18 protein-coding genes are annotated in these 17,932 nt (G+C 66.5%); 14 read left to right on the top strand and 4 right to left on the bottom strand.

All coding sequences use genetic code 11. From position 1 onward, the window contains the following. Positions 1-174: 174 nt before the first annotated feature. The 3 genes from WBN46_RS00945 to WBN46_RS00935 all read left to right on the top strand — a co-directional run bounded on the left by WBN46_RS00945 (position 175) and on the right by WBN46_RS00935 (position 3,646). Positions 175-2,298, top strand: coding sequence for a M13-type metalloendopeptidase (locus WBN46_RS00945; protein ID WP_337729924.1), 2,124 nt, complete (start codon positions 175-177; stop codon positions 2,296-2,298). 120 nt (positions 2,299-2,418) lie between these two features. Then, positions 2,419-3,012, top strand: coding sequence for a 2'-5' RNA ligase family protein (locus WBN46_RS00940; protein ID WP_337729923.1), 594 nt, complete (start codon positions 2,419-2,421; stop codon positions 3,010-3,012). A gap of 181 nt (positions 3,013-3,193) precedes the next feature. After that, a complete protein-coding gene (locus tag WBN46_RS00935; RefSeq protein WP_337729922.1) occupies positions 3,194-3,646 on the top strand; it encodes a hypothetical protein in 453 nt (150 codons plus the stop codon). 55 nt (positions 3,647-3,701) lie between these two features. Here WBN46_RS00935 and WBN46_RS00930 read toward each other — a convergent pair whose 3' ends face one another. Continuing rightward, on the bottom strand, positions 3,702-4,826 hold the full coding sequence (locus WBN46_RS00930) for a tetratricopeptide repeat protein (protein ID WP_337729921.1): 1,125 nt from the start codon (positions 4,824-4,826) through the stop codon (positions 3,702-3,704). A 147-nt stretch (positions 4,827-4,973) separates the two neighbouring features. Here WBN46_RS00930 and WBN46_RS00925 point away from each other — a divergent pair, with 147 nt between their 5' ends. The 5 genes from WBN46_RS00925 to WBN46_RS00905 all read left to right on the top strand — a co-directional run bounded on the left by WBN46_RS00925 (position 4,974) and on the right by WBN46_RS00905 (position 10,432). Continuing rightward, positions 4,974-6,332: a M24 family metallopeptidase gene (locus WBN46_RS00925; RefSeq protein ID WP_337729920.1), complete on the top strand. Its 1,359-nt coding sequence runs from the start codon at positions 4,974-4,976 to the stop codon at positions 6,330-6,332. Between the two features lie 32 nt (positions 6,333-6,364). After that, entirely contained in the window at positions 6,365-6,805 is a 441-nt protein-coding gene (gene trxC, locus WBN46_RS00920; protein ID WP_192201017.1) for a thioredoxin TrxC, read from the top strand. A 596-nt stretch (positions 6,806-7,401) separates the two neighbouring features. Continuing rightward, a complete protein-coding gene (locus tag WBN46_RS00915) occupies positions 7,402-8,181 on the top strand; it encodes an SAM-dependent methyltransferase (RefSeq protein ID WP_337729919.1) in 780 nt (259 codons plus the stop codon). Between the two features lie 117 nt (positions 8,182-8,298). Further along, on the top strand, positions 8,299-8,577 hold the full coding sequence (locus WBN46_RS00910; protein ID WP_192201020.1) for a hypothetical protein: 279 nt from the start codon (positions 8,299-8,301) through the stop codon (positions 8,575-8,577). 37 nt (positions 8,578-8,614) lie between these two features. Next, positions 8,615-10,432: a diguanylate cyclase gene (locus tag WBN46_RS00905; RefSeq protein ID WP_337729918.1), complete on the top strand. Its 1,818-nt coding sequence runs from the start codon at positions 8,615-8,617 to the stop codon at positions 10,430-10,432. Between the two features lie 24 nt (positions 10,433-10,456). Here the strand turns inward: WBN46_RS00905 and WBN46_RS00900 are convergent, their stop codons facing one another. After that, positions 10,457-11,545 carry a diguanylate cyclase gene (locus tag WBN46_RS00900; protein ID WP_337729917.1) on the bottom strand — a complete coding sequence of 363 codons (1,089 nt, stop codon included), beginning with the start codon at positions 11,543-11,545 and terminating at the stop codon, positions 10,457-10,459. 249 nt (positions 11,546-11,794) lie between these two features. On the opposite strand from WBN46_RS00900, the gene WBN46_RS00895 reads away from it, so the two are divergent. From WBN46_RS00895 to WBN46_RS00885, 3 genes are read left to right on the top strand one after another with little or no spacing between them, the layout of a single operon-like run. Next, the gene (locus tag WBN46_RS00895) at positions 11,795-12,367 is read left to right on the top strand and encodes a DUF998 domain-containing protein (protein ID WP_337729916.1); all 573 of its coding nucleotides are present in this window, start codon (positions 11,795-11,797) and stop codon (positions 12,365-12,367) included. 47 nt (positions 12,368-12,414) lie between these two features. Beyond that, a complete protein-coding gene (locus WBN46_RS00890) occupies positions 12,415-12,759 on the top strand; it encodes a RidA family protein (RefSeq protein ID WP_192201024.1) in 345 nt (114 codons plus the stop codon). A 15-nt stretch (positions 12,760-12,774) separates the two neighbouring features. Continuing rightward, entirely contained in the window at positions 12,775-12,975 is a 201-nt protein-coding gene (locus WBN46_RS00885; RefSeq protein ID WP_337729915.1) for a hypothetical protein, read from the top strand. A gap of 176 nt (positions 12,976-13,151) precedes the next feature. On the opposite strand, the gene WBN46_RS00880 is transcribed toward WBN46_RS00885, so the two are convergent. Then, positions 13,152-14,414, bottom strand: coding sequence for a TIGR03862 family flavoprotein (locus WBN46_RS00880; RefSeq protein ID WP_337729914.1), 1,263 nt, complete (start codon positions 14,412-14,414; stop codon positions 13,152-13,154). Positions 14,415-14,508: 94 nt separating this feature from the next. On the opposite strand from WBN46_RS00880, the gene WBN46_RS00875 reads away from it, so the two are divergent. After that, positions 14,509-16,110: a serine hydrolase gene (locus tag WBN46_RS00875; RefSeq protein ID WP_337729913.1), complete on the top strand. Its 1,602-nt coding sequence runs from the start codon at positions 14,509-14,511 to the stop codon at positions 16,108-16,110. Positions 16,111-16,255: 145 nt separating this feature from the next. Here the strand turns inward: WBN46_RS00875 and WBN46_RS00870 are convergent, their stop codons facing one another. Beyond that, positions 16,256-16,690 carry an FKBP-type peptidyl-prolyl cis-trans isomerase gene (locus WBN46_RS00870; RefSeq protein ID WP_337729912.1) on the bottom strand — a complete coding sequence of 145 codons (435 nt, stop codon included), beginning with the start codon at positions 16,688-16,690 and terminating at the stop codon, positions 16,256-16,258. Positions 16,691-16,774: 84 nt separating this feature from the next. On the opposite strand from WBN46_RS00870, the gene WBN46_RS00865 reads away from it, so the two are divergent. Both WBN46_RS00865 and WBN46_RS00860 read left to right on the top strand, forming a co-directional pair. After that, positions 16,775-17,137 (top strand): DUF6164 family protein, encoded by a 363-nt coding sequence (locus WBN46_RS00865; protein WP_337729911.1) that lies wholly within the window; start codon positions 16,775-16,777, stop codon positions 17,135-17,137. A gap of 34 nt (positions 17,138-17,171) precedes the next feature. Continuing rightward, on the top strand, positions 17,172-17,924 hold the full coding sequence (locus WBN46_RS00860; protein WP_337729910.1) for a sulfurtransferase: 753 nt from the start codon (positions 17,172-17,174) through the stop codon (positions 17,922-17,924). Positions 17,925-17,932: the final 8 nt, after the last annotated feature.

The following is a 17,932-nucleotide window of genomic DNA, read 5'->3' as shown; positions in this document are numbered from 1 at the left end:
CGAAGCCCGGCCTTGGCCGGGCTTCGTCTTTTTCCCGGCGTGGAGCGGGGGCGGAACCCCCGGCCAGACCCCGCCACTACCTTTTGGCACGGTCGGCGGGCCGGAGGCGGTGGGTATCCTCCCGGGCACGCCCGCGCGCGACGCGGGCACCTGTCCTGTTTCCGGAGAACGCTTTTGAAGAAGACCCTGCTGACCACCGCGACCTTGCTGGCCCTGTCCCTTGCCGGACCCCTTGCCGCGCACGAACACGATGGCTGCCTGGATGACGGCTGCACGCTGCAGGCATTGTTCGCCGAATCCGGAAGTGCGGGCACATCCGCCACCGGTTCGACCATCGCGGCCAGGCGGTTCGGCGAATGGGGCATCGACACCGACGGCATGGACCGCAAGGCACAGCCGGGCACGGACTTCTTCCGTTACGTCAGCGGCACGTGGGCCGACACCACCGAGATTCCGGCGGAACGTTCCAGCTACGGTGGCTTCGCGATCCTGCGCGACCTGTCCGAGGCGCGCCTGCGGGTGTTGATCGAAGGCTATGCGCTGGGTGATCCGGCCACGCAGGGCGACCCTGCCAAGATCGCCGCGCTGTACCGGGGGTTCATGGATGAGAAGACCGTGGATGCACTGGGTGCCAAGCCACTGCAACCGCTGCTGGCCGACATCCGCGCTGCGAAGGACAAGGCGGCCGTGGCCACGCTGATGGGTCAGCGCGGTGGGATGTTCGACAGCTTCTTCAACCTCGGCGTCAGTGATGACCAGCGCGATCCCGACCGCTACACGCTCTACCTGAGCCAGGGCGGCCTGGGCCTGGGAGACCGCGAGATGTACCTGCGCGACACCTTCAAGCCGCAGCGCGAGCGCTACGAGGCCTATATCGCCCAGATGCTGCAGCTGGCCGGCTGGGACAGGCCGCAGGAGAACGCGAAAGCGATCCTGGCGCTTGAAACCCGCATCGCCGAGGCGCACTGGACGCGTGCCGAAAGCCGCAACCGCGACAAGACCTACAACCCGTTGGCGATGGCCGAGTTCGCGACGAAGTCACCCGGCTTCCCGTGGGCGGAATTCTTCAAGGCGGCCGGCGTGGACGGCGCGGGCCGTGCGGTGATCCGCCAGGACAGCGCCATCCCGAAGATCGCCGCGATCTTCGCCGATGCCGATGTCGCCACGCTGCAGGCCTGGCAGGCGTTCCATGTGACCGACAACGCGGCTCCGTTGCTGTCGTCCGACTTCTCGGTGGCGCAGTACGAATTCCGCGACAAGTTCCTGTCCGGCCAGCCGCAGCAGCGCGAGCGCTGGAAGCGCGGCGTCGCGTTCTCCGAAAGTGCGATGGGCGAGGCGATCGGCCGCGACTATGTGAAGCTGTATTTCCCGCCCGATGCGAAGGCGAAGATGGACGCGCTGGTGGCCAACGTGAAGGCGGCGATGGGCGCGCGCCTGGATGCGCTGGCGTGGATGAGCCCGGCCACCAAGGCGGAGGCGCACGCCAAGCTGCAAGGGTTCGGCCTGAAGATCGGCCACCCTGACACGTACCGCGACTACAGCGCGCTGGTGGTGAAGAACGGCGACCTGTTCGGCAACGCGCTGCGCGCCGGGCAGTTCGAGTGGGATTACCGTCGCAAGCGCGTGGGCCAGCCGGTGGACAAGGGCGAGTGGGGCATGACCCCGCAGACGGTGAACGCCTACTACAACTCGGTGAAGAACGAGATCGTGTTCCCGGCGGCCATCCTGCAACCGCCGTTCTTCGATCCGGACGCCGATCCGGCGGTGAACTACGGCGGCATCGGTGGCGTGATCGGCCACGAGATCATCCACGGCTTCGACGACCAGGGCCGCAAGTCGGATGGCAAGGGCGTGCTGCGCGACTGGTGGACAGCCGAGGACGCGGCCAAGTTCGAGGTGCAGGCCGCCAGGCTGGGCGCACAGTACGAGGCCTACACGTTCCCGCAACTGCCCGGCATGCACATCAACGGCCGGGTGGCGATGGGCGAGAACATCGGTGACCTGGGCGGCCTGACCATTGCGCTGGAGGCCTATCACCGTTCACTGGACGGCAAGCCGGCGCCGGTGATCGACGGCTTCACCGGCGACCAGCGTTTCTTCATGGGCTGGGGCCAGGTGTGGCGCACGCTGTGGCGCGACGATGCCCTGCGCCAGCAACTGGTCAACGGCACGCATTCGCCGGGCCACATCCGCGCCTTCGCCCCGCTGCGCAACATCGACGCGTGGTACGACGCCTTCGGCGTCAAGCAGGGCGACCCGCTGTACATCGCGCCGCAGGAGCGCGTGCGGATCTGGTGATCCGGTGACGTTGCAGGAAGGCAGGAGCCAGCGCTCCTGCCTTCCCTGGCAGGGCGTTGCAGGCTTGCATCATCCGGTCCTCGCGCCGATGATGAGGCGGTTGTTCCACGCCCGCGCGCCATGTCATCCCGCTCCGCTTCCACTCCGCAAGGCGACCTGTTCGGCGGCCCGCAACCGGGTCGGCTGCATCGCCTGTTCTTTGCTCTGGTGCCTTCCGCGGGCGAATGCGAAGCGCTGCGGCACCGTGCCGAGGACCTGAAGGCGGCGTATCCGCAGGCGCACTGGGTACGACCGGAGCGCTACCACCTGACCCTGCATTTCCTTTGCGAGAGCGATGGGCCGCGCGAGGACATGATCGCCACCGCGCGCAACGCCATGCAGGATTGGCAGCCGGAACCCCTCGGCATCACCCTCGACCACCTGCTGTGCCTGGGCAATCCGAAGAATCCGGCGCTGACGCTGGCGGCATTGCACCCGTCGCCCGCGACGGTCGCGTTCTGGCGCAACCTTCAGCAGCGGCTGCTGCGTGCGGGCTTCAAGCAGCACGTCGGGCGCAGCTTCGTGCCGCACCTGACGCTGGCCTACGTGCCGCCGCGCACCGCCCCGGTGGACGTGCCGCCGATGGTGCTGCACCCGCAGGGCGTGCACCTCCTGCAGAGCATCGAGGGGGAGGCCGACTACGCGCGCCTGGGTGAGTGGTCGCTCGCGGGCTAGCCTTCCCGCGCGCCGGGGCAGGCCGGTGCTTCGACAGCAGCGTGTGTAATACGGGGTCGCCATGTCGTGCGTTCGTCGGTCGGGCGCGTATTCCCGCCCCTGCATGGCCGTAGTGCCGCACCGTGACGCGTTCAGGTGGGCACCCGGAATCATCCGGCGATCATCGAACGAGGAATCCGACATGAAACGCTTGCCGTTGCTGTGGGCGCTGGTGCTGTGCGCGCTGGTGCTGTGCGCGCTGTCCTTCCCGCTGTTGGCGCAGGAGCGCAGCTATACCGAAGGGCCGGTCATGGAGGTCACGGCGGTGAAGATCATGGATGGCCAGTTCGACAACTACATGAAGCACCTGCAGGGCCAGTACAAGCGGGTCATGGAAGCGCAGAAGGAGGCCGGCATCATCCTCGGCTATGCGATCTATTCGACACAGGCGCGCCGGCCGGAAGACCCGGACGTCTACCTGACCGTGGTCTACCCCGACATGGCGGCCTTCGATGGCCTGCGCGACCGCTCCGAAGCGGTTTCCAGCAAGGTGACCGGGCAGAACACCGCGCAGGCCAACACGGCCTACGCCGACCGCGGCAAGATGCGCCAGATCCTGGGCAGCAATCTGATCCGCGAATTGAAGTTGAAATAAGCCCGATGCACGGGGCCATGCTTCCGGGCGTGGTCCCTCGCCGCTGCGCCGCAGCCTAGTCGCCCTGCCTGCGCAGCGTGTCCAGCTTGGCCTGGTAAAGCGCACGGGTATCGCCCTGCCTGCGCAGCGTGTCCAGCTTGGCCTGGTAAAGCGCACGGGTATCGCCCTGGCTGAGTTCGCCTGCGCGCGCCAGCGCCTTTCCTGCGCGCCGGTGGTCGCCCTGCAGGAAATACACGCGGGCGAGGCCGAAGTGGAAGCGGTGCTCGCCGTCGTACAACTGGATGGCCTTGCGGTAGTGCGCGGCAGCGCGCACCAGGTTGCCGTCGCGCTCGAAGCCCGCGGCCAGCAGGAAATGGTGGAACGGGTCGCGGGCCTGCGCGGCATCCAGTCGCTTCTGCAAAGGACGTGCGGCTTCCACGTTGCCCGCACGCTGGTAGAACGTGACCAGGTTGAACAGCGCGCCAGGGTTGTCGGCGTCGAGGTCGAGTGCGTGCCGGTAGGCCCGCTCCGCGCGCGCTCCATCGCCGTCGCGCAGGTACATCACGCCGATGTTGCTCCAACTGGTGGCGTAACCGGGGTCCAGGGTCAGGGCGATCTCCGCATGGCGCAGGGCATCGTCCAGCGCGCCATGTTCGAGCAGCGCCGCCGCGCGGTTGTTGTAGTAGTGGGCGATGAGGCGGTTGTCGCGGATCGGTTCCGGTGGCTTGCGGGTGATCACCTCGTTCCAGGCGACATCCACCGTGAAGCGTCGTTCGCGGATGCGTACGCCGGCATTGACGTGCTGGGTGCGGTAGAGAATGTTGTGGTCCTGCCGCCATGCCAGGGTTTCGTCCACCTGCTGCGCGTAGGCATCGAGCCCGGCCTCCCGCGCCAGCGCCACCGTCAGCAGGGTGAAGCTCATGCAGTTGGCCTGGCGCGTGGCGTAGGCCTCGGCCACGGTGTGGTTGGCGTCGGCGTGGTAGCTCATGCCCAGCCCCCCGGGGCTGAAGAGGAAGTCGACCATCCGCTCGAGCCGGGCATGCGGCAGGCGGGTGTGATCGAGGACCTGTTCGCGGAACTGCCGCTTCAGCGGCTCCGGTAGCGCCAGCACGTCGGCGGGAGCAGGGGGTGGGGCGGCTTGGGCCAGCGCGGACAGGGCCGACGACGCCAGCAGCAGGGTGCCGAGCCACTTCGTCCACATCGCCCACCTCCGGGTCCCGCATCGGGACGCGTCCGCGTGACCGGAGTGTAGTCCCGCATCGCAGTGCGGCATGAACCGCCCGGGCAGCGTTGACGCGATCATCGTGGGGCGGCTAGCGTCATGGCCCTTCCGTCGGAGGCTTCCTGCATGCGCGCTGCGATCTTCCTGCTCCTGCTGCTGGCCGGTCTGGCGTCGGCGCCCTGCGGACATGCCGCATCGATGCCGGAGCAGGGACGGGACGGGATCGGCGTGGGGGCAGTGCTGCCGCTGCGGGACCGCGTGGAGCCGGAGAACCGCATGCTCCGCGAGCGGCTCGACACCCTGCTGCCCCGCTTGATGCGTGACGCCGACCTCGACATGTGGGTGGTGATCGCGCGCGAGTACGCGGAAGACCCGGTGTACTTCACGCTGGTGCCGCAGCCGGCCCATGCGGCGCGCCGGACCACGATGCTGGTGTTCCACCGGCAGCCGGATGGCAGCGTGCAGCGGCTGTCCATCAACCGGTATCCGTTCGGCGCACCCTACGAAACGGCGTGGTCCGGCGGGGACCTCGACGCGCAGTGGCGCGCGCTGGGCACGCTGATCACCGCGCGCGATCCGCGCAGGATCGGCATCAACGTTTCTGGCGAGTGGGCGGTCGCCGATGGCCTGACGCATGCGCTGCACGAACGCCTGCTGTCGGTGCTGCCGGCCACGCTGCAGGCCAGGCTCGTGCCGGCGGAGACGCTGGTGGTGCGCTGGATGGAGACCCGCACCGCGGCAGAGCTGGCCGCCTACCCGCATATCGTGTCGCTCGCACGCGGCGTCATCGCCGAGGCGTTCTCGGGCCGGGTCATCACGCCCGGTGTCACCACCACGGACGATGTGGCCTGGTACATCCGGGAACGCTTCGAGTCGTTGGGGCTGGTGCCGTGGTTCATGCCGGACGTGAACCTGCAGCGGGCGGGCACGGCGTGCGCCGACGATGCGCCGTTCTGTGGCGAAGAAGGCGTGATCCAGCCCGGCGATGTGCTGCACACCGATGTGGGGCTGTGCTACCTCAAGCTCTGCACCGATACGCAGGAAATGGCCTACGTGGCGCGTGCGGGGGAAGCGGGGGCGCCCGCTGGGCTTCTTGCGGCGCTGGCACAGGGCAACCGCTGGCAGGACGCGCTGACCAGCCAGTTCGTCGCCGGCCGCACGGGCAACGAAATCCTGGCGGCGACGCAGCGCGAGGTCGCCCGCCTGGGACTGCGCGCGGCGACCTACTCGCATCCGGTGGGGTTCGTGGGCCACGCGCCGGGGCCGACCATCGGCATGTGGGACAACCAGGGATCCACCGCGGGGCAGGGCGACTGGCCGCTGCATGCCGATACGGTCTACGCCATCGAGGGCAACGTGAAGGCGCGCGTCCCGGAGTGGGGCGGGCAGGACGTGCAGGTCAAGCTGGAGCAGATGGCCGTGTTCGATGGCCGGAGGGTGGTCTATCTGGCGGGGCGGCAGGTGGTCTGGCACGTGGTGCGGTGACGCGCCGGACGCGCGGGCGTTAGGATGCCTGCATGAGCGCCGACGCCCACCTGATCGCCTGCCCGCACTGCGCGGCGATGAACCGTGTGCCGCCGGCGCGGCTGGTCGAGACACCCAACTGCGGGCGCTGCCACCATCCCTTGTTCACCGGCCTGCCGCTGGCGCTGGGCGAGGCGGACTTCGACCGCCACGCCCTGCGCAGCACGCTGCCGTTGCTGGTGGATTTCTGGGCGCCGTGGTGCGGGCCCTGCCTGCAGATGGCCCCACACTTCCAGCAGGCGGCGGGCGTGCTGGAGCCCGCGATGCGGCTGGCCAAGGTGGACACGGAAGCCTGCCCGGGACTGGGCAACCGCTTCGGCATCCGCAGCATCCCGACGATGGTGCTGCTGCAGGGCGGCCGCGAACTCGCCCGGCAGAGCGGGGCGATGTCGGCGGAGGCGATCGTGAGGTGGGCGCGGGGGCTGGTGGGGTGAGACGTTTGTACCGAACTTCGATGGGGTGTAGGCGCGCTGCGTCTCCGCGCCCAGCTGTGAATGGGTAGAAATGACGGCCCCGATTCTGACCGCAGGACCGGTCCGACTGCACCCTATTTGCGTCCAAGACGAAGATCTGTATCTCCGCCTTCATGCTTCGGTTGAGACGATGCGGCATGTGTCCGCAGTGGTGGATGCGGACACTGCGCGCTTGCGCTTTAGCGCTGTATGCAGGTTGACCGAGTCCTCTGATCCAACCTATTGGATATGGAGTGTTTCCCTGTCCAACCAGGCGCGGGATGTAGGCATCGCTTCGCTTATGGCAAGCGCCTCAAGCGCCGAGGTCGGAATGATGTTGTTGCCGGAATGGCAGGGACGAGGCGTGGGAAAACACGTGATACAGGCAATCACGGAGTACGGTTTCTGTACGCTGGGTGTCGCCCGAGTAGAGGCTCGTCAACGCGCACGGAATGTCGGATGGGAGCGATTGATGGAACGTAGTGGCTTCATGCGGGTCCAGGGAGGGATCATCTCCCAGGATTGGATTAGGTGGCGGCGCGATCGCGATTGAAGATTGGAATACAGGGGATGCTGAAGTGAAGTCAGGCAGCTTGGCGTGTGTGGGGCTTGGGATGACGATGGGGGCTCACCTGGCTCCCAGGGCGAGGAGTTTCATTGAAGAGGCGGACACGGTGTTTGTTGCTGCTTCTGATCCGCTCGTAGAACTGTGGGTGCAGCAGATGCACGATGACGTGCGCAGCTTGCAGCCCTACTACGCCGAGGGTAAGTCCCGCAACGAATCCTACGAGCAGATGGTTGATGCCATGTTGGAGCTCGTGCGTGCAGGGCGTCGGGTCTGTGGTGCGTTTTATGGCCACCCAGGCGTTTTCGCTTGTGTCCCGCACCGCGCCATTGATCGAGCGCGCAGCGAAGGGTTCGACGCCGTCATGGAAGCAGCTGTATCGGCCGAGGACTGCCTGTACGCCGACCTGGGGATCGATCCCGGAACGTATGGTTGCCAGCACTACGAAGCCAGCCAGTTCATGATGTATCGCCGGAAGATTGATCCGACGGCATTTCTGGTGCTTTGGCAGGTAGGGGTCGCAGGGGACTCCACGCTGTCACGCCTAGGCACTGGCGCCGCCCATCGCAAAATCCTGCTCGAGATCCTGTCGAGCGATTACCCAAGCGATCATCTCGTTACGATGTATGAGGCCGCTACTCTGCCACTTGCTCCTCCCCGGATTGAGTCGATCCCCCTCAATGAGCTGGTTGACGCCGATTTAGGGGGCCAGACAACGTTGGTCGTTCCCCCATCCCGCCCGATGGAGCTAAATCCCGAGGTGGCGTCCAGGCTCAAGGAGCTGGAGGCCTGAAAACGATTTCAAGCCCGTAAACTTGTAGAGCGTGACTTGAAAAGAGGTTATCTTGCGGCAATGGGTTGCCCCGCTTGGGGAGCGGGAGCTCGTCAATGCCAATTTCTAGGGGGAGTCGTGTCAGCAGTTATTCGTTTCATTGAATCCATTGGTCAGAACTCGTCGGCGCGCCACATGACTGCTTCAGATTACGACGCCGCTATCAGGGCGTTGGGAATTGGGGAAGAACAGGCTGTTGCGCTGAGAGGCATGGATAGCGCTGCAATCTCGGGCGTGCTGGGTGGTCGAAGCAAAATGATGTGCATGATCTGGGCACCGGATCAGCAGCCCAGCAAGGAAGACGATCAGCCGCTGGAAGGCGACGTACCTGAGGAAGACAACCCGGCGGAAGAGTGAACTTTCGCTGGAGGCAGTAGATCAAGGGAGTAGGGCTATGTCTGCGCATTGGAAGGGTTACTGGTTGCTCGGCGCTTTGGTGGCGTCGCTCTCTGTTGGCTCGGCTTATGCCGCAGGATCGCTAGACACGCTCATCGCGAAGGCTGAGGCGGCTCGCAGTTCCGATCCAAAATCCTTCCAACGAATCCTTGGGCAGCTTGAGGCGCAGGCCGAAGCTGCAGACGAGTATCAAAAGGACCGTATCGCTTATTTGAAAGCGTACGGTCTGATCTTTGAAGGCAGGGCGGAAGCCGGCATCGGAGTAGCCAAAGCCTTGGGAGAGAAGACCAAGGACTCTGAGCTAGGCTTGCGCGCAACGCTCCTTACTGTCAACGCTTATGCATTGGACAGGCAGTTTACTGAAGGCTTGCGCCAGCTCGAGAAAGCGATGCAGCAGCTCCCTGCAGTTCACTCCAGGGAGATTCGTCATCAGGGACTGGGTGTGGCGGCAGTGCTGAACCAACAGATTGGTCAATATCGGCAGGCGCTGGACTATGCTGATCGCATCCAGAAAGATTCGCCCGATGGCCGCACCCGCTGCCTGGCCTCTCAGGTACAGATTGAGAGTCGTCAGTTCCTTGGCCTTCTGTCGTCCGATGACGGTCAGATCAATGACGAAATCGATCATTGCATTAGGCAAAAGGAGTTCGCGGCTGCGAACTTTATCCGCATTGCGCTAGCGCGGAAGTGGGTGGAGGCAGGAGAAGCTGAGCGTGCGATCAATCTCATTGAGAGGCATCTCAATGAGATCGAACGAGCCAAGTATCCGCACCTGATCGCCGAGGCAAAGGCGTTTCTCGCGGAGCAGGCGTTGGAGAAAGGAGATCTTTCTGCTGCTGAGAGCTACGCACGCGGGGTCCTGAGCCAGAGCGCGAGTGTTACCAGTGCGCTTCCATTGGTTAAGGCATACCGGACGCTTTACGATGTCGCAGAGCGCAATGGCGATATAAGAGAAGCGTTGAGTGCTTATCAGAGCTATGCCGAAGCCGACAAGGCATACCTCAACGAGGTAAAAGCCCGCGAGTTGGCCTACCAGATCGTCCGTCAGGAAACCCTGCAGAAATCCCAGCAGATCAGTGTGCTCGACCAAGAGAACCAGGTCCTGCAGCTGCAGCGCAAGGTCGATCAGCAGGCCGCGCAGAATACGCGGCTGATCGTCATCCTGCTGGTGCTGCTGGTCGCCTCCATCGGCTACTGGGCGTTCAAGATCAAGCGCGTGCAGCTGTCGCTGAAGAAGATGGCCGAAACCGACGCGCTGACCGGTATCTGCAACCGCCACCACTTCACGCTGCGTGCCGAGCGCGCGCTGGCCGAGTGCGCCCGCAATGGCGAACAGGCCGCGCTGATCATGTTCGACCTCGACCACTTCAAGAACATCAACGACCGTTTCGGCCATGGCACCGGCGACTGGGCGCTCAAGGAAGTGGCCGAAGCCAGCAAGGGCTTTTGCCGCCGCATCGACGTACTCGGCCGCCTGGGTGGCGAGGAATTCGCCATCCTCATGTACGGTTGCGACCTGCGCGCCGCCGCCCGCGTGGCCGAAGACTGCCGCGTGCGCCTGGCGCAGATCGAGACCCGCGAGACCGGGCATGTCTTCGCCATCACCGGCAGCTTCGGTGTGACCTCCAGCATGCAGTCCGGCTACAGCCTGGCCAAGCTGCTGTCGCATGCCGACAAGCAGCTGTACCGGGCCAAGCACCTGGGCCGCAACCGCGTCTGCGTGCACGAGAACGAACAGGAAAGCGTGCGCGCCGCCGGCAGCAACGTGCTGGAACTGCCGCAGCGCGAAGGTCGCACGGAACACCTGGGCGCCTGACGCGGCAGCGCCGCATCGCCTGGCTCAGCGTGTGGCGAGGGCTGGCTGCGGTCCTTCGTGGATGGCCAGCTGGTTGCGCCCACTGCTCTTCGCCCGATAGAGCGCCCGGTCGGCCGTTTCCAGCCAGGCCCGCAAGCCGCCTGCCGCAGCGTCCGCCTTCGCCAACCCCAGGCTCACCGTGTGCCGCAGGTCGGGCGCTGACTGGACCCGCAAGGCTTCGACGCCAGCCCGGATGCGCTGGGCGACGATCTCCGCCGCCACCAGATCGGTCCCGCGCAACAGCACGGCGAACTCGTCGCCACCCAACCGGCCCGCGCAGTCCTGCGCGCGGATGCTGTGGCGGATCACGTCGGCGGTCGCGCGCAGCACGTCGTCGCCCACCGTGTGGCCGTGACGGTCGTTGATCGCCTTGAAGTGATCGATGTCGATCATCATCAGCGTGGCCGGTTCGCCCGTCGCGGCGCACTGGTCCAGCAGCAACGTGGCCTGCTCCTGCCAATGCCGACGGCTGTGCAGGGCGGTCAACGTGTCGCGCCGGCTCAGTTCGTCCAGCAGGCGGTTCTGCCGCTTGACCTTGCGGACCAGGTGGTAGCTGGCCTGGCTGACGGCGATGGAATGGATGAGCAGCATCGGCAGGCACGCCAGCATCACCGGCATGCTGGTGACGGGACGCAATTCGAACCCCGTCACCAACCCGGCCATCAACGCGCCGGCCAGCATCAACGGTAGCGACCAGTACCAGAGCCGATCGATGCCGGTGCTGATCTTGTCGACCGTGGCCAGTGTCACCAGCAGCACGCTGGGCAGCAGGTTGAACGCCATCAACGGCACCCACATGCCGGCGAGCACCGAATCGAACAGCAGGTTGCGGATCTCGCCCCGATAAGGCTTGGGGTGGCGCAGCGACAGCCATAGCGCGAGTTGCGGCCACAGTACCGCCGTGAAGACCAGCCACGCCCACGTACCCAGGCCGGCGTTGCCCTCGAGCAGGACGGTTCCCACCGGCAGCGCAGCCAGACCCATCCCCAGCATGCGAAGCCGGTAGATCCGGCGAGGCAATCGCTGGCTCTGGCGCGCCGGATCGGCGCCGGGAAGCGGTGCGGTGAACGGCATTGGCGCGTGGAGTCCCCTTGCTCGTGACGGCCATCCCCGGTGCGCCGGGGGCAGGCGGAGTGTAGGCCAAACCGTGACGCTGGGCACGTCACGCAGCCCTGCCAACGACAGCGGCCCCGGCCGGGAAATCTTGAGGTGGTGCCGGATAATCGGGGCCGGTTTCCGCTGCGCGCCTCGATGCCCGACTCCCCATGCCGTCCCGTTTCCCCGGACCCGCGCCTACGCGCTCGCATCGCGGCGCTCGCCGCGATGGCAGGTGCGTCGCTGTTCCTGATGGTGGGCGCCGCGCTGCAGTTTCTCCGGGCCGATCTCGCTTGGCAGCAGGCCACCTTGAGCCAGTACCTGCTGGGCCCCGGCGGATTGCTGCTGCGCGTTGCCTACTGCGTGCTGGCCATTGCCATCACGGTGCTGGCGATCGGCATCTACCGGCAGTTGTCGGCACATGCGCGCAGTGCGGCGCCGCTCCTGCTGCTCTGCACGGGCGCCGTCGCGCTGGCGGGCGTGGCGATCGGGGACTCGTGGCTGCCGTCCGTCGCGCCCGACTTCCATCGCTGGTTCCACCACACCTGCGCGATCACCGCATTCCTTTGCGTCACCAGCGGCATGGTGCTGCAGGCGTGGCGATTCCGGCTCGACGCGGCCTGGCAGCCGTACTTCCCCCTCGCGGCCGGATGGTCCCTCGGCTGCCATGCATTGCTGTGGCTGCATGCCCTGTGGGCGCCGGCCGGGCAGGGTTGGGTGCAGAAACTGCTGATCGCGCTGATCGTCACCGCCATGCTGCTCGCCGCAACATGGCTCTGGCGAACGAGCCGGGTGCGATGACGCAAGCCCGGCGCTAAGCTGCGGCTTCCAACAGGGAGAAAAGCATCATGATCCAGCGGTTCGACGTGGGTACGCGCTTGTCCGAGATGGCCATCCACAACGGCGTGGTGTACCTCGCCGGCCAGATCGCGGAGGATGCGACGCAGGGTATCGCCGGACAGACGCAGCAGGTGCTCGACGAGATCGATGCCCTGCTGGCGCGCGCGGGCACGGACAAGTCGAAGATCCTGCGCGCAGAGATCTTCCTGAAGGACCTGCAGGACTTCGAGGGCATGAACCGCGTCTGGGACAGTTGGGTGCCGGAAGGCAACGCGCCGCCGCGCGCGACCGTGCAGGCGCATCTCGCACGCGTGGGCTGGCTGATCGAGATCGTGGTCACCGCCGCGGTCTGAACGATGGCGACGCGCATGCCCGGTCCCTGGCATCGTCCGGCGCCGAAGCGTCGCGACGGCGGCCAGAAACTCACGCCCGACCAGGTGCAGGAAGCCAGGGCACGTGCATTGGCGGCAGGCCGGCGCTACCCGAACCTGGTGGACAACATGTACGTGGCCGCGAAGGCGAAGCGCGAAAGGGCGATGGCGGAAGGACCGCGTGACGAGGCGGAGTGAGCCCGGTACACGGCGTGAGAGCGAGGATGCACATCCGGCCGTAAATGTCTGTAATAAAACTGCTTCGAAACGCTAACCGGACCTCAACAATGGCTCGCGTATCGTGCGCGCACGTTCCGCAGCCGCTGCGGCACGCACTTCCCGGGGTGCGCGCCGCAGCCCCTGCGGACGACCACTCAGGCGTTGCGCTGCGCCAGCCAGTCGACCACGCCGTGCGCGGCATGGCGACCGCTGGCGAAGCACGCTGTCAGCAGATAGCCACCGGTGGGTGCTTCCCAGTCCAGCATCTCGCCGGCAGCAAACACGCCCGGTACTCCGCGCAGCATCAGGCGCTCGTCCATTGCCTCCAGGGGCACGCCGCCGGCACTGCTGATGGCTTCGGCGATGGGGCGGGGACGCAACAGCCGGAACGGAAAACGTTTCAGCGTGCGCGCGATCCTGGCGGGGTCGGCCAGCGCTGTCTTGTCCAGCACCTCGTACAGCAACGCCGCGCGCACGCCCGTCACGCCGGCCTCGCGGCGGAGGTGTTCGCTCAGGCTGCGTGAGCCGCGCGGCTTGGCCAGCCGTTGCGCCAGTTCACGCTCATCGCGTCCTGGCAGCAGGTCCAGCACCAGCGTGGCGCTGCCGTCCCGCGCGATGGCATCCCGCAGCATCGGCGACAGCGCGTAGACCAGGCTTCCTTCGATGCCGGTGGCGGTGATGACGCACTCGCCCTGTCGCTGGCGGGTGCTGCCATCGGCCTCCTGCCAATGCGCGATGACCGGCTTGAGGGGTTCGCCAGCAAATCGTGACGCCAGATGTTCGCTCCACGCGATGTCGAAACCGCAGTTGGAAGGTTGCAAGGGGGCGATGGTGATGCCCTTTGTTTGCAGTGCATCGACCCAGGCGCCGTCCGAACCCAGTTCCGGCCAGCTTCCGCCGCCCATCGCCAGCACGCTGGCGTCGGGAGATACGAGGATCTCGCCGTCGGGGGTCGCGAAGCGGAGGGCGCCTTCGCCGGTCCATCCCGACCATCGGTGGTGCACATGGAAACGCACACCCTGTTCGCGCAACCGCCGCACCCAGCCGCGCAGCAGCGGCGCTGCCTTGAGGTCTGACGGAAACACGCGGCCCGACGTGCCGACGAATGTCTCCACGCCCAGTCCGCGCGCCCAGCCGCGCAGGGCATCCGCGTCGAAGCCCCGCAGCCATGCGGCTACGTCGTGCTGCCGCTCGCCGTAGCGCGTAACGAAGACGTCGCGCGGATCGGAATGGGTCAGGTTCATGCCGCCCTTGCCGGCGATCAGGAACTTGCGCCCCACCGAACCCTTGGCGTCGTACAGGTCCACCTGCAGGCCAGCGGCTCGCAGGGTTTCGGCGGCCATCAGCCCGGCGGGCCCGCCACCGATGACGGCGACGGTGGGGGTGGAGAGCGTGTCATCGGAGCTTGGTGCGGGCATCCGCATAGTATGCCGCGCCGGCACGACGCTTCCGGCAGGCACATCGCATGCGCTGCCTGCGGTATCGTCGCGCGGGACTCCGGACATGGATCACATGATGCGTTCGAACCTGATGGCGGCTACGGGCCGCGCACTCTGCCTGCTCGGCCTGTTCGCCACCAGCGCTGTCGCCAAGGACGCCACGCCGCCGCCCGCGCTGCAGGACCTGGACGCCTACGTCGAATCCGTACGCCAGACCTTCGATGTCCCGGGTATCGCGGTGGCCGTGGTGAAGGATGGCGAGGTGGTGCTGGCGAAGGGGTGGGGCGAGCGCGAGATCGGCAAGGCCGGCAAGGTCGACGCGCACACCATGTTCGCCATCGCCTCCAATACCAAGGCGTTCACGGCGGCTTCGCTGTCCATGCTGGCCGACGAGGGCAAGCTGAAGCTGGAGGACCGTGTCATCGACCACCTGCCATGGTTCCGCATGGCGGACCCCTACGTCACCCGCGAGATGCGCATCCGCGACCTGCTGGTCCACCGCAGCGGACTGGGGTTGGGCGCGGGGGACCTGCTGTTCTGGCCCACCACGACCTACAGCAACCGTGAAGTCGCCGAGCGCCTGCGCGACGTGCCGCTGAGCGGCGGCTTCCGCGAGCGCTACGCGTACGACAACATCCTGTACGGCGTGGCGCAACTGGTCATCGAGCAGGCCAGCGGGCAGTCATATGACCAGTTCCTGCGTGCACGCATCCTGCAGCCGTTGGGCATGCGCGAGACGCGCTACAACAGCGATGCGTTGCGGCCGGGCGACAACGTCGCCACGGGCCATGCCAAGGCCGACTTCACCACCCTGCAACCGGCACCGCGGATGACATGGCGCAACGTCGCCGGGGCGGGCGGCCTCTATTCCAGCGTGAACGACATGGCGAAGTGGATGAACGCGCAGCTGGCCGGCGGAACCTATCGCGACGCGAAAGGCCGCGAGCAAGCGCTTTTCAAGCCCGAGCGCCAGAAATCGATGTGGTCGCCGGTCACGCCGATCCCGATCACCGAACCGAAGATCGAAGCATTGAAGGCGGCGAAGCCCAATTTCCTCGGTTACGGTGAAGGCTGGATGGTGTCCGACTTCCAGGGCCGCAAGCTGGTTTGGCATACCGGTGGATGGCCCGGCATGGTTTCGCGGGTGACGCTGGTGCCGGAGCAGAAACTGGGCATCGTGGTGCTGACCAACCAGGAGATCGGTGCGGCATTCAATGCCGTCACGCTGAAGGTGCTGGATGCCTACCTGGCCAACACCGGCACCGACTGGCTCGCGGCCTACCAGGCACAGGTCGCGCAGGCGAAGGGCAATGCCGATGAGCACTGGCAGAAGCTGCAGGCGGCGCGCGATGCGGGCTCCAGGCCTTCGCTGCCGATCGCGGAATATGCCGGCACACTGCGCGACCCCTGGTATGGCGATGTCGTGGTGGCGCAGGAAGGCGGCGGGTTGGTGCTGCGCTTCAGCCGCACGCAGGAGCTGGTCGGCGATCTGCAGCCCTGGCAGCACGATACGTTCGTCGTGCGCTGGCGCGAGCGCTGGCTCAACGCCGACGCCTTCCTGACGTTCTCGCTGGAACCGGATGGCTCCATCCGGGAGGCGCGTATGGAGGCGATTTCACCGCTGACGGATTTCAGCTTCGATTTCCACGACCTGCGGCTGGCGCCGGTGGAGTAGTCCGTGCTTTCCGTAGGAGCGACGTGAGTCGCGACCGCGAGTACGCCGCGCACGGAATCCTGCGGGTTCGCGCGGGGATGACACGCCATGATTTTCAAGCCGTGCGGTCGCGACTCGCGTCGCTCCTACAGGGGAAGCGCACCCCTCACTGGTGCGGCTTCACTTCCAGCAATTCCACGTCGAATACCAGCGATGCGCCGGGTGGAATCACGCCACCGGCACCATTGCTGCCGTAGCCGAGGTCGGCGGGGATCCGCAGCGTGCGCTTGCCCCCGGTCTTCATGCCGGCCACGCCCTCGTCCCAGCCGCGGATGACCTGGCCGGCACCGAGCAGGAAGGTGAAGGGCTGGCCGCGGTCCACGGAGCTGTCGAACTTCAAGCCGCGCTGCTGCGGGGCGTTCTCGTCGTACAGCCAGCCGGTGTAGTGCACGGTGACATCACTGCCGCTGGTCGCCACGGCACCGGTACCGGCGCGGGTGTCGATGCGTTCCAGTTCGGCGACGCTGCCGCTTGGCGGCGGGACGGGAGCGTTGCAGGCAGCGAGCAGGAGCAGCGAAACGGCGAGCAGCAGGGAACGCATGGGGTTCATCCATGGGGCGAAAGGCGCGCAGGGTAACGCATCCGGCTGCCCGGTGGCCTGGATCGCAGCGGTTACACTGGCAGCATGGCGAAACTCTTCCTGAATCTGCGCAACGTGCCCGGCGACGAGGCCGACGATGTGCGCGACCTGCTGCGGGCGAACGCGATCGACTTCTATGAGACGCAACCCAGTCCGTGGGGAATTTCCGCTGGCGGACTGTGGATCGAAGATGTCGACCAGCTGGCGCGGGCCAAGGTCCTGATGGCGGACTACCAGGCCCGGCGCCGGACGCAGGCACGCGAGGACCGCACGGCGGCCGAGCGCGAAGGGCGTGCGGAGACGTTTGCGGGCCAGCTGCGCGCGCGGCCCCTGTACGTGGTCGGAGTATTGGCGGCGATGGTCGCGATCATCGCGCTGACCCTCGCGCTGCCCTGGATGCTGCTCTGAGGCGCGAGCCGCCCGCGGCCGGTAAAATCAGCGCATGATCACCAACATTGCGGCCTACCATTTCACGCCCATCGACGCTCCCGAGGCATTCGCCTCGACGCTGCGCGCGCGCGCCGAGGCGCTCTCGCTGCGGGGTTCGGTGCTGGTGGCGGGCGAGGGCATGAACCTGTTCCTGGCCGGTGGCGCAGACGCGATCGAGTCCTTCCTGGCGCCGCTGCGCGCGGACCAGCGCTTCGCTGGCCTGCGGGTGAAGTACAGCACCAGTCGCCGGGTGCCGTTCGCGCGCCTCAAGGTCAAGGTGAAACCGGAGATCATCAGCTTCCGCCGCCCCGGCACCACACCGGAAGACGTGCGCGCGCCCGTCGTCGAATCCCGGACGCTCGCCCGCTGGCTGGAGCAGGGTCATGACGATGCCGGCCGCCGCGTGGTGATGCTGGATACCCGCAACCAGCAGGAAATCGCATACGGCACGTTCAGCGGCGCGCTGACGCTGCCGATCGACAAGTTCACCGACCTGCCCGCGGCGCTGGAACCGCATCGCGGTGCGCTGAAGGACGCCACCGTGGTCAGCTTCTGCACCGGTGGCATCCGTTGCGAGAAGGCCGCGCTGTGGATGCAGGCCGATGGCATGGAGAACGTGCTGCAGCTGGACGACGGCATCCTGGGCTACTTCGAGCAGGTCGGGGGCTTCGGCTATGACGGTGCGTGCTTCGTCTTCGATGAGCGCGTCGCCCTGCGCCCGGACCTGAGCCCGCTGGTGGACGATGAGACGGTGGGCGTGGCGTGAGCGCCGGC

The sequence above is a fragment of the Pseudoxanthomonas sp. CCNWLW251 genome (assembly GCF_037402255.1).
In the GTDB taxonomy this organism is placed as follows: domain Bacteria; phylum Pseudomonadota; class Gammaproteobacteria; order Xanthomonadales; family Xanthomonadaceae; genus Pseudoxanthomonas_A.
This window is presented reverse-complemented; position numbering and strand designations above follow the sequence as displayed.